Source organism: Candidatus Endoriftia persephonae (assembly GCF_023733635.1).
Classification (GTDB): domain Bacteria; phylum Pseudomonadota; class Gammaproteobacteria; order Chromatiales; family Chromatiaceae; genus Endoriftia; species Endoriftia persephonae.
Genome location: NZ_CP090569.1, coordinates 821152 through 833535, shown reverse-complemented (window position 1 = coordinate 833535; position 12384 = coordinate 821152). Strand labels below are relative to the sequence as shown.

The following is a 12384-nucleotide window of genomic DNA, read 5'->3' as shown; positions in this document are numbered from 1 at the left end:
GGCACAGGGTTCAGATCACCGAGCCGCGCTCGACGATCGCCTGTAACTCTTTCTCCGAGAGAGAATAGACCTCCTCGATGCGCCGGTGCTTTTCGTCCAGATCGCTACCTTCCCCCTGGCGCCCCATAAACTCGAGCTCCTTCGCCAGCGTCGAGAGCTCTATCGCCCCCACATTCGCACTACTCGACTTGAGTGAGTGGGCGGGGCCCACCAGGGCCTCCAGATCCTCTGCCGCCACCGCATCGGCGATCCCCTGCATCAGGATTGGGGCATTCTCTAGATAGCTGTTAAGCACCGCTATGAAGTCGGCATCCATGATCTCCACCAGCTCTTCGACCACCCCCAGGTCGATCACACTCTGCCCCTCCGAGACCATGTTCCGTACCTCTCGACCCAGCTCCCGGGAATCGAACTCCAGCTCCGAATCCCCAGAGGAGAGGCCATCGAAATCGTCATCCTCCTCCAGCACCTCTCGCATCGGCAACCACTGACGCAGCATGTTCTCCAGTGCTGACGGTTTCACCGGCTTCGCCAGATAGTCGTCCATGCCCGCCGCCAAACAGCGTTCCCGGTCACCGGCCATGGCGTTGGCAGTCATCGCAATGATCGGCAGGCGCGACAGGCCGTTCATCTCCTCGCGATTACGGATCGCCTCGGTGGATTCGTAGCCATCCATGCGCGGCATCTGACAATCCATCAATACCACGTCAAAATTCTCTTCGCCGACCATTTTCAGTGCCTCTGCACCGTCCATCGCCGTGACCGGCGTCAGGCCAGCTCTCTGCAGCATCTTCTTCACCACCGCCATGTTGACCGGGTTGTCCTCCACCACCAGCACATGACCGACCAGCGGCGTATGCTGGACGGTCTGCTTCTCTCCATCCTTGTTCCTCGAGAGAATATTCTTGGCTGCCTGATTATCATCCCAGGTAAAGGTCTCATCCGGCATGCGCGGGATCAGGTCATCCGGCAGCGAGTGGGAACCGCCGTAACCCTCTTGCACATCGAAGATACGCTTCACGCGGCGCTCGATCTCGATCCGCCGGAACGGCGCCAGCAGCACATCGACGCCCATCTTCTTCAGCTTTTTCACCTCGGCACCATCGCCACTGAGAATCAGGAACTCGACACCCGACATATGTGGCAGGGCGCGGATATCCTCAATCAGCTGAATCACGTTTGGCACCAGCCCGCGCACATCGATAACCACCAGCTCGTACATCCAGCTCTCACCCAGGGTGGCGGAGGCCTTCAGCTTGTTGAGCGCATCGTAGTGATCGCCCGACTGCTCCACCACCATGCCCCAGTCGAGCATGTGGTGGGCAATCTGATCGGTCTCCTCTGCATCGCCACCCAGAATCAGCGCACGCACCCCTTGCAGATCCCGCCGCGCCGAAGGCACCTCCTCAAGGGATTTTCGCAGCGGTACCACGAACCAGAATAGCGAGCCCTTACCGCGAACCGACTTGACGCCGATGCGCCCACCCATCAGTTCGGTCAGACGCTTGCAGATCGCCAGCCCCAGACCGGTGCCACCATGTTTTCGGGTGGTTGAGGCATCGGCCTGAGAGAAGGGGCGAAACAGCCGGTTGACGTGCTTCTCCGACATACCAATACCGGTGTCGCGTACCGCAAACAGCAGCTCTACCTCGGTGCGGCTGGCGTGGCGCAACGAGATCTCTACTGAGATCCCCCCCTTCTCGGTGAACTTGACCGCGTTACTCACCAGGTTAGTAAGGATCTGGCGTAGCCGGATCGGATCACCACGGGCGGAACGCGGCACCTCGGGCGCCACCTTGTGCTTGAGTTTCAAGCCACGCCGATCGGCGGCATTAGTCATCAGCGAGGTAACCTGTTCCACCAACTCACGCACATTCAGCTCGATGAATTCCAGCTCCAGCTTGCCGGCCTCCACCTTTGAGAAATCGAGGATGTCGTTGATGATACTCAGCAGCAGTTGGGTGGAGTTGAGCGCGGTCATCACAAACTGACGTTGCTCGGCGCTGAGTTTAGTCTCGCGCAACATCTCCAGGATCGGCAGGATGCCATTCAACGGCGTGCGGATCTCATGGCTCATGGTGGCGAGGAACTCTGTTTTCGCCATATTCGCCGTCTCTGCCGCCTCCTTCGCCAGCGACAGTTCCCGCTCTACGTCTCGACGCTGATCGTTCTCCATGCTCAAGCGATTGGTAAGTTCAGAGAGCTGCCCCTCGGCCTGGAGCATACGCTCGCGCAGCAGCGAGCGGTTGGCCGCAAATAACAGCAGGCGCTGTTGGTTCAGCACAGACCAGATCACCAGCACAACCAGGGAACAGACGTAGACGATCAGACCAATCCAGCCGCCTTCCGGCAGCGCCAGCGGAGTCAGCAGCATGCCAGCAAACAGCGGTAGCAGTACTGCCAACAGAAAGGTGGCGCTGGCAAGCCCATCCATACTCACCAGCATGGCGGAAAACAGCACCACCACACCGATCAGCGAAAAACTCCACAACTCTGCCGAGGTAAACGGCTCTATCATCAGTTGGAGCAACGCTGCCGACCACAGCAGCCCGATCAGCAGCAGCCCACCAATAAACGGATAACGCCAACGCTCCAGCTGTGCAGGAAGGATCCTACGCCCCATCGCTACCAGCCCAAACATCCCCAGCAGAAGCAGCGCCAGGCCGACGCTCCAGACCATACCCCAGTCCGTCTCCCAGGGAGTCTTGAGCCAGGCGAGCGCGGCAAACACCAGTAGGTTGATCGGCAACAGCACCATGCCCCTGGCATAGAGCAACCGCACCTGCTCCGACTTTACGTTTATCTCTTCCCGGTTCTCAGATTCCATTGGACTTCCGCACAACTTTCCGTCACTCGCACAAGCCGGCAACTGTTAACACATCCACAAATAGGGCTCCCGACTAAAAGTAGCATATTCTTTAAATTACTACCCTAGCTACCTGGAATGGCTCCATTTTTCCCAAAAAGTCGATTAATTCTTCTTTTCATCAGAGTTAGAAGCTGGCTGGACTTGTCTCACCGATTTGAGTGAAACTGCATTGTTTTATCACGTCTCTAGCAGCAGGCTAAAACCAACGCCCGTCACCTTATAAGATATGCAGGACAGCAGACAGCCCCAGACAAGCAAAACCGAAGAGCTCAAGCAGATATTTCTGGGCCATCTTCCGGAACGGCTTGCGGCGATTGATAAATCCTGGCAAGCGCTCGACGCGCACTGGGATCCGATTCTCTGCGCTCGCCTCTACCACCAGATCCAGGACCTGACCGGTGCCTCAGGTCGCTTCGGTCTGCTCGAAATCAGCCAGGAGGTCTTCTCCCTGGAGACCGAACTGGGTCAGTTTGTCGACTCCGGCCTACGTCCCAACGAAACAGAGCTGGCGGAGCTGGATCAACAGATGGCCCGCCTGCAGCAGGCGCTCAGCACCGTCTGCGCACGCCACTTCAACCTCGCCATTCCAAGTCAGCCCACCGATGAGGCCATCTACTATCTGCGTCACACCGAGGAGATCGCCCCCGGACTGGTGGCCGCGCTGGAGGCAAAAAAGTGCATCGTGCTGACCTACAGCCGGGCCGATGACCTGCTTGCCGAGATGGAAAAACGGGTGCCGCAGCTGCTGCTCATCGATACCGTGCATCTGCCGGCACTGAAGAGCATCACCGATGCCTTCGAGCAGCTGAAGAAGCAGCAGAAGCCGGTGCCCAAGCTGCTGTTTCTGTCCCGCGCCAAGGAGCTGGAGCTGCGCCTGCAGGCGATGCGCGCCGGTGCCGAGGGCTATTTTGTACCGCCCTACGACATCTCCGAGCTGGCGGACAGAATCCACACCATGACCGAACCAGACGAGGGCCCCAGCTACCGGGTGCTGATCGTCGAAGACGATCCAGCACAGGCCGATTTCGCCAGTGCAGTGTTACGCAAATCGGGCATCGACTCGTTGATCGTCACCGAACCACTCAAGATCCTCGAGGCCCTCGACCAATACCGCCCCGACCTGATCCTGATGGACCTCTACATGCCCGATGCCGACGGCATCGAGCTGACCAGCATCATCCGCGAACAGCCGCAGTTTATCGGTACCCCGATCGTGTTTCTCTCGGGTGAGCAGAATACCGAAAAGCAATTGGACGCCCTCAGCGTCGGCGGCGACGACTTCATCGCCAAACCGATCCGGCCGCGCTTTCTGATCACCACCGTCATCAATCGCATCCAGCGCTCACGGATGCTGCAGCAGACCCAGAAACCGGTCAATTCGCGCGACCCGCTGACCGGGTTGTCGACCCGCCGGCACTTCTATGAGCATCTCGACAGCCTGCTGCTCAAGTCCGACCCCTCATCAGCCGGACTCGGCGTGATCTACCTGGAGCTCGATATCCGCAGAAGAGGCGGCGGCAGCGCCAACGGCCAGGATGCGGATGACCTACTGCGGCAGATCGGCAGCATGGTTTCTGGCAGCATCGAACCCCAGGATATCGCCGCCCGCTATGACGAACGGACCATCGTGGTACTGGCCCAGCGCCCCCACATCAACAACCTGAATGCGCTCGCCGAGCAGATCCGAAAACAGATCGCATCACACCGCTTTGTCATTGGCGGCCGCGAGCACCGAATCATCCCCAATGTCGGCCTCTGCCAGTTAGATGATTCGCTCTTCACCGCCAGCGAGATGCTCTCGCGCAGCGCCAACGCGGCCTCCTCTGCCCGCGCCACCGGCATCAACCAAGTAGTGCAGTTTTCGGTTAAAGAGGAGCCGCTGGATGAAGACTCTTCCGATGAGGCGCTGTTTTCACACATCAGCCACTCGCTGGAGGAGAACTCGATCCAGCTGCTCTTCCTCCCCTACAGCGATACCCAGGGGGGCAACCTGGAGTTCCATGAGCTGATCCCCCGACTGATGGGCAGCCACGGCGAATCGATCCCCACCGCCCGCATCAATCTGGTTGCCCAGCGCACCGGTCTGTTCAAAAAAATCGACCGCTGGTTGCTGGAACACGCCCTGTCGGTACTCGACCAGCGCCGCCAGCAAGGGCGACCGACAGCGCTGATCATCCATCAGTCGATGGAGTCGGTCCAGGATACGTCGAACCTCAGCTGGATTCGTGAGCAGCTGCGCCTCAGACAGCTGGTGGGTACTGGCATCTTTATCGAGTTCGACCTGGCCGATCTGGCCGCCAATCTGAAACAGGCAAAAAGCTACATCCGCAGCCTGCAGGAGATGGGCATCAATGTGATCCTGTCACGCTTTATCGGCAACGATACCGCCTTCAAGGTACTGGGCTTTCTCAAACCCAACTGCGTGCGCCTCTCGAAACGACTGGTCAAAGCGAAGCAGGACAAGATTGACGCGATCACCGGTCAGCTTCAGAAACGTCAGATCAAGATTATCCTACCCCGCATCGACAACCCCTCACGCATCCCGAAAACCTGGGAGCAACATGCTGATCTGGTGCAGTCCGATTTCTTCTCTGCCTAAGCAGGGGAGCCAGACGGGATGATCTCAGACCCACAAACCATTGCGCAGATCCGTCAGCGCTTCCCGTTTCTGCCTGAGCCTGAGGATGAGCTGATGCGCCACTTCCTGGCCCACAGCAATCTGGTGCGGCTGGACCCACAACAACCGATCTGTCAGGAGGGTATGCAGTGCTCGCATTTGGCACTGGTGCTGAGCGGCACCGCCCGGGTCTTCAAGCTCGGTGAGAATGGCCGCGAGATCACCCTCTACCGGGTCGGCCCGGGGGAGAGCTGTATTCTCACCGCCTCCTGTATCATCAGCCAGCGTCCCTTCCCAGCGTTTGCCGTCTGCGAGGAGGCGCTGGAGGCCGTGGTCATCCCCGCCGCCGAGATCCAGCAGTGGATGGAGCGTTATCCACCTTGGCGCGCCTACCTATTTGGCCTGGTCTCTGAGCGGCTTGGGGATGTCATCAGCATCATCGAAGCCATCGCCTTCCAGCGGGTCGACCGACGCATCGCCTCGCTGCTGCTAAAGCGCGCCACCTCCGGCAACAGCCGACAGATCCACCTGACACACCAGGAGATCGCCTCTGATCTCGGCACCTCCCGCGAAGTGGTCAGCCGCATCCTCAAAGAGTTCGAGAGTCGCGGCATGATCCACGCCAGCCGTGGTCACATCGATCTCAGCGATTTGAAAGCCCTGGAAGAAAAGGCACAAGAACAGTGACCTTATCAATGTGACTAAGTCACATAGTTTGCCCACCTCTGTGTTTATGATGGGCAGCACATTGGAGGTGCAGTGGATTCGTTTCGATCGATGCATCCCCTCACTGTCCGACGCAACGCAAACCCGGAGATCAAACCATGACCAAAAACGTTGGCGGTATCGACCGCATTCTGCGCCTTATCGTGGGCATCGCACTGCTGGTATGGGGCTTTGTCCTGAGTGACCCGATCAACTGGTGGGGCGCCATCGGCATCGTGCCTCTGTTCACCGCGCTGATCAACTGGTGCCCGATCTATCCGCTGATCGGCATGAATACCAACAAATAGTTGATCGCATCTAAGGCCGCAGAGCAGTGGCGCTGTCCTGCGGCCAACCCTAACCCGCCGGCTGACGCGGCCAGGCCACCAGCACCGCCTGCACCAGGGTCGCCAGCGGTATCGCGAAAAACACCCCCCAGAAGCCCCAAAAGCCGCCGAACACCAGGATCGCCACGATAATCGCCACCGGATGGAGGTTGACCACCTCAGAGAAGAGCAGCGGCACCAGCACGTTGCCGTCGAGCGCCTGAATGATGAAGTAGGCAGTGGTGAGCCAGGCAAAATCGGCCGACCAACCCCACTGAAACCAGGCCACGAAGAGCACCGGGAAGGTGACTACTGCCGCCCCGATGTAGGGGATGATCACCGACAACCCCACCATCACCGCCAGCAGCAGCGCATAGTTGAGCCCCATCAGGGAAAACACCACGAAGCTCGCCGCCCAGACGATGATGATCTCCCAGAATTTGCCGCGCACATAGTTACCGATCTGCCGATCCACATCCGACCAGACAGTATCAGCAAAGCGACGATGCTTCGGGAAAAACTGGTTGATCCAGCCCAGAATCAATGACTTGTCTTTGAGAAAGAAAAACACCAGCAGCGGCATCAGGATCAGATAGACCGCCAGGGTGATGAGACTCACCACCGAGGCCAACGACCAGGAGAGCACCTGTTGCCCGAAGGCGCCGATCTCCGCATGGATGCCGCTGATGATCTGCTTGATCTGCGCCTCGGAGAGGATCTCAGGATAGCGCTCCGGCAACTGCAGCAGAACCTGCTGTCCCGAAGAGAGCATCGCCGGAAACTGCTGGATCAGCTCGGTCACCTGACGCGACAGCAATGGCATCAGGCCGAGCAGAATCAGCGCCACAAACAGCAGAAAGCAGATAAACACCAGGATCACAGCTGGAAACCGCGGCCAGGCGCGCCGTTCGAACTGACTCACCACGCCTTCCAGCAGATAGGCGATCACCAGACTTGCCAGCACTGGCGCCAGCATGTCGCCCATGGTGAGCACCACACCAAACACCAACAGCAGCAGCAGCGTCAGAAAGACAACCTGCGGGTCGGAAAAGTAGCGTTTGAACCAGTTGGTAATGGCCTGCATACCAGATCTCCCAGCCAAAACGACGAATACTAGCCGCCTTGGCGATACTTCTGATAGTGCGCTTCAAACAGCGCTTCCAGTTCATCAATCACATCCGGCGCGGAGCGCCCCTGCATGACATGCGCCATCATCAGCGAGGATGTCTCATTGAACAGCGCCTCCCGTGGCAACATCGAAAAACTGGCGGAGAGGCGCTTGATCGCTTTCACCACCGACTCATTCTCAGGCCGGGGGATCAGCTTGGGTTCGAGCAGTGGCTCAGGCTCGGACTCTGCCATCGTCTCTTGACTCGTACGCGTCTGCAGAAACTCAGCATAGTCGAGCAGACTGCGGCGGCCCGCCTCATCCAGTTCGTTGAACAACTTGAGCAGATGCCGCTGTTGTGCATTTTGCGGCCTGCCCGCTGCAGGAGAGGGCATCATCATGCAAGTTCGCTCTGGTGCTGTTCACAGTAAGCGCGGGCAAAATCGAGCAACTCTTCCATCACCCGCAGACGAAACTTCTGTTTCTGGTGCACAAAAGAGAAGGGGCGCTCCAGCGGCGGATCAAGCGGGATCGCACGCAGCGTATCCAGCTTCAGCTCCTTTTGAATCGAGGCACGCGACACCACCGAGACCCCCATACCGGCCTCGACCGCACCTTTCACCGATTCCGGGCTGCCCAGTTCCATGGCGATAGTCAGGCCATTGTTACAGTTACCCAGCTGGTGGCACATATGTTCGTTGATCACCTCGCGAGTGCCCGAACCCTCTTCTCGACAGATGAACGGATACTCGATCAACTCCTTGAAACCAACCGAGTCGCGCTCGGCCAGCACATGGCTCGGCGGCACGATCGCCACCAGCTGATCCTTACGACAGACCTCGACCACCAGATTTTTGTTACCGACCGGCGCCTCCACCACCCCCAGGTCGATGGAGTTGTTCTCCACCATCGAGACGATCCCGTCGGAGTTGGATACCCGCAGGTGAATCGTCACTTCCGGGTAGCGATGCCCAAAATTACCGAGCAGCGCCGGCAACATATACTCTGCAATGGTGGTGCTAGCACCGATGGTCAGCGCGCCGCGAATCTCGCCTGTCATCTCGCGCACCGAGTTTTCCATATCGGCATAGAGATCGAAGATACGATCGGCATATTCAAACACCCGCTCACCCGCCTCGGTGAGGCTGATCCGGTTGTGGGTACGATCAAACAGACGGGTGTTGAAATGTTCCTCGAGCTGACGCACCTGGAAGGTGACCGCCGGCTGGGTCATGTGGAGTGTTTCGGCTGCCTTGGTGAAGCTCAGCAAACGCGCAACTGTGTGAAAAACCTGAAGTCTGCGATCAGCCATACAAATCCCGCAAAAATGCTTTTATGGGTATAGATAAAATCACCTTATATCACAAATTGAGTCTATGAGTGAATGCTAATTCACATCCAACCTACCCTCTCCCCAGCATCCTGCTGCGGCTAACTGCAGCCCCATTTCATCTCCCCTGCAAATCCAACATTGCGAGATACAGTCTCAACATATGTGGGTACAGATCTGCGATAGAATCTTGCGCAGGCGCCACCACTGATGGCACCTGCTTTCGCTCCGCACTTCTATCGAGACTATCAAAGGCTTGAAAAAGGAGATCCCTGAGCGACGTTTCAGGATGCCGCACTGGACGCTTTTCGAGCATCAACGGCCGATCCGGTCTGACCCACGCCTAGGAGACTAGCGGATTATGGGGTTCAGTCTGTCTCGAGTGCCGTATTTTGGGTAGACAAAAATTGATTAAGGATGTGCTCCAACCGCGTCCGCTGATAGGGTTTAACAAGGAATCCGGAGGCACCTTTACTCAGGGCGGTGCGTACATTGTCCAACGAGCTATGAGCGCTAAGCATACAGATAAATAGATCCGGAAACTCCTCTCTAAGGATTTCCAGAGCCTCCAAGCCATTTCTTCTCGGCATATCGATATCGAGAAACACCACTTCCGGACGATAGCGTCCAACCTTCGCCATTGCGATCTCACCATCGTTGGCCCGTAGGATGCGTATGAAACCGATCGCCTTCAGATGATTCTCCAGCGTGTCGAGCATCAATGGCGTGTCATCGGCGATAAGTACCCCGTAGTCCATAGCGGAGGTCACACTCTGTTCGGCCTGAGTGTCATCTTTCTCCTCGACTTCGGCTACGACATAGCCGAAGTCGAGCAGTTCACGATAAAGCTCCTCGTCGTCTATCACCATGCCCGTATTAGCGAGCAATTGACCTTTATTACAATATATTGGCTGTGAGAGGGGTTTTCCAAAACTCAACAGTGCATCATGCAAACGTTTAAGATTCATCATTCTCTCGATTGTGCAAGTGCTTGTTAATAAGATCCATGACCAGTTCTTGCAGATTCTGAATCAGATAAACAGCCTCCTGGGTAGACTGTCTCGTGGTTTGGAATTCAATATCACCGGCAAGCTGGGTAATACCCGGAAAACCGAACCCACCAGCAACACCCTTCAGCTGGTGGGCCAGCGCCCGGACCTCGTCCCATTCACCCTTGCCACTGTGTGCAATCAACTGTTCAATATTGCCGGGAAGCTCTGTTATGAACTTCTCCACCAGCTCGGTAAATTCTGTGTCGCCCATGTCGGGTAGGCTGCCAGGCAGTGCAAATGATGGATTGCCGTCATCTTCCGGAAGATATTTACCTATCACTTCATACAATGCCGGCCAATCAACGGGCTTGCTAAGGAAGTCCGTACAGCCAGCTTCCAGTGCATTACTACGGTCGCCAATCATGGAATGTGCGGTTAGCGCAACGATAGGTCCAGGATAGAGCGTCTGACGCAACATGCGAGTAGCATCCAGCCCTCCCATGATAGGCATCTGAAGATCCATAAGAATTAGATCGAAGGTCTCCCTTAACGCCATCTCAACTGCCTGTTCGCCATTCTCGGCAATCGCGAGTTCGGCCCCTGTCTTACGGACATAAAGTGAGATGAGACGCTGATTGTAAAGGTTATCCTCAGCCAACAAGATTTTGCCCTGGACGCTAGGCGGCCGCCGACTACTACCTGTTCTCTCATCTTCCTGGGGAAGGTCTCTGAATTCATAGAGCAACTTGTCTTCATCAATGTGGCCAGTATCGATCGTCAGTACAAACACACTGCCGGTACCAGGGAGGCTAAGCACCTGAATGTCACCGCCAAGACGATGCGCCAAGCGGCGCGAGATATTGAGTCCCAGGCCCGTTCCGCCGAAGCGCCGAGTCACCGTGGAATCAGCCTGTACAAAAGGCTCGAAGATACGTTCGACCTGTTCCTGAGTCATACCGATGCCCGAGTCGAAAACGGTCACTAGCAGTTTTCTAGAAGGGACATCGCAACTGATGATCACACGTAGATCGCCATGCTCGGTGAACTTCATCGCATTGTTACAGAGATTGTAGAGAATCTGTCGCAGCCGGGTGGGATCGGTGAGAATCGTGGAGGGCAAAGGTGGTACGTAGTGGATACCGAAGCCCAGATTTCTTTGTTCCACCTGGGCCTTAATGCTGCTGAAAAATTTTGTCAGCTGGCCAATAAGATTGATCTCGATCTCTTCAATCTCAAGACGGTCAGCCTCAATCTTCGAGAGGTCCAGGATATCGTCGATCAGCACCCGCAGATGCTGGCCGTTGGCAATGATGGCGCCAATCGACTCTATCCGCTCTTCCATGCTCTGCCCACTCTCAAGTGTCGACTCGGCAAAGCCGATGATGGCGGTCAGGGGCGTGCGGATTTCGTGGCTCATATTGGCAAGAAATTCGCTTTTCGCCAGGTTGGCGGCTTCGGCTCTTTCAAGGGCATATTCCAGTTTCTCACGCAGACACACGTCTTCGGTGACATCACTACAGGTGCCAACAATGCGCACTGCCATGCCACTTTCGTCACGAATGGCGATCCAGCGGTTGCGATGCCAACGGTAGCTCCCGTCGTGGTGCATAACCCGGATAGTTTCTTCATACTCAGGCCGCTTACCGTCCAGGTAGTCCTCTAGATCCATCATCGCCTGGGAGAGATCCTCCGGATGAACCCTGGATGTCCAGGTCTCGAGACTGTTTTCCAGTTCGTGAGCCTCAAAGCCAAGCATCATCTTCCAGCGTGGAGATATGTAAACCTTACCGGTGCGGATGTTCCAGTCCCAGATGCCCTCATTGGCAGCCTGAACAGCAAGTTCGAAGCGCTCCTCACTGTCCCGCAACTTGCGTTCAACCTCTTTACGGACAGAGATATCATGGAAAGAGATCACGCTGCCGACCATCACCCCCCCATGAACGACTGCTCTGGCGGTGATCCGTACGGGTATAGCGTTGTTTCCCTTCGCCAGAAACACCTCACTTTCGGATTGGTACTCCTCAGCACGATGGGTTGTGGAGAGGATGGGACAATCTGCTATGTCGTGCGCTGAATCCTCCCCGCCCTTGTTATGTACGACGTCGTGAAACACCAAGCCCAACACTTCCTCTTGTGAGTAATCAAGAAGCTCAAGAGCGGCGGGATTGCAATAATTCACCACGCCTGACCGATCCAGTATCACAATACCCTCACCGACAGATGTCAGGATATCAGCGACGCCCTCACAAAGGATTTTTTCGAGCAAATCATCCGTCGGTATGGATGAGTGGGTGGCAGTTCTGGATTTTCTGTTCATACGCGTTTTCCCGAACCGAGCTATCGAATACTTTCATACCAATAATCACTAAGGAGCCTCTGCATGAATCTGAGCGAGCGGGATTGTGAGGCCAGCTTTTTCGATGCAAGGTGGAAATCG

At 56.6% G+C, this 12384-nt stretch carries 9 protein-coding genes; 3 read left to right on the top strand and 6 right to left on the bottom strand.

Translation table 11 applies throughout. The features are described from left to right. Positions 1 to 10 precede the first annotated feature (10 nt). A complete protein-coding gene (locus L0Y14_RS03800; protein WP_006475325.1) occupies positions 11 to 2827 on the bottom strand; it encodes a hybrid sensor histidine kinase/response regulator in 2817 nt (938 codons plus the stop codon). Between the two features lie 268 nt (positions 2828 to 3095). Here L0Y14_RS03800 and L0Y14_RS03795 point away from each other — a divergent pair, with 268 nt between their 5' ends. From L0Y14_RS03795 to L0Y14_RS03785, 3 genes are all read left to right on the top strand, one after another. Further along, positions 3096 to 5468: a response regulator gene (locus L0Y14_RS03795; protein WP_006475326.1), complete on the top strand. Its 2373-nt coding sequence runs from the start codon at positions 3096 to 3098 to the stop codon at positions 5466 to 5468. A gap of 18 nt (positions 5469 to 5486) precedes the next feature. Beyond that, a complete protein-coding gene (locus L0Y14_RS03790) occupies positions 5487 to 6173 on the top strand; it encodes a Crp/Fnr family transcriptional regulator (protein WP_005960762.1) in 687 nt (228 codons plus the stop codon). A 137-nt stretch (positions 6174 to 6310) separates the two neighbouring features. Next, positions 6311 to 6499 carry a YgaP family membrane protein gene (locus tag L0Y14_RS03785; protein WP_005960763.1) on the top strand — a complete coding sequence of 63 codons (189 nt, stop codon included), beginning with the start codon at positions 6311 to 6313 and terminating at the stop codon, positions 6497 to 6499. A 49-nt stretch (positions 6500 to 6548) separates the two neighbouring features. On the opposite strand, the gene L0Y14_RS03780 is transcribed toward L0Y14_RS03785, so the two are convergent. The 5 genes from L0Y14_RS03780 to L0Y14_RS03760 all read right to left on the bottom strand — a co-directional run bounded on the left by L0Y14_RS03780 (position 6549) and on the right by L0Y14_RS03760 (position 12264). After that, complete coding sequence (locus tag L0Y14_RS03780; protein WP_006475327.1) at positions 6549 to 7601, bottom strand: AI-2E family transporter; 1053 nt, start codon at positions 7599 to 7601, stop codon at positions 6549 to 6551. A gap of 29 nt (positions 7602 to 7630) precedes the next feature. Then, entirely contained in the window at positions 7631 to 8026 is a 396-nt protein-coding gene (locus L0Y14_RS03775; RefSeq protein WP_005960765.1) for a hypothetical protein, read from the bottom strand. After that, positions 8023 to 8937 carry a selenium metabolism-associated LysR family transcriptional regulator gene (locus L0Y14_RS03770; RefSeq protein WP_040819823.1) on the bottom strand — a complete coding sequence of 305 codons (915 nt, stop codon included), beginning with the start codon at positions 8935 to 8937 and terminating at the stop codon, positions 8023 to 8025. Before L0Y14_RS03770 ends, L0Y14_RS03775 begins: the two co-directional genes overlap by 4 nt. Positions 8938 to 9323: 386 nt before the next feature. Beyond that, positions 9324 to 9824: a response regulator transcription factor gene (locus tag L0Y14_RS03765; RefSeq protein WP_006475329.1), complete on the bottom strand. Its 501-nt coding sequence runs from the start codon at positions 9822 to 9824 to the stop codon at positions 9324 to 9326. Positions 9825 to 9912: 88 nt separating this feature from the next. Further along, positions 9913 to 12264, bottom strand: a complete 2352-nt coding sequence (locus L0Y14_RS03760; protein ID WP_006475330.1) for a PAS domain-containing sensor histidine kinase — start codon at positions 12262 to 12264, stop codon at positions 9913 to 9915. Between the last annotated feature and the right edge of the window lie 120 nt (positions 12265 to 12384).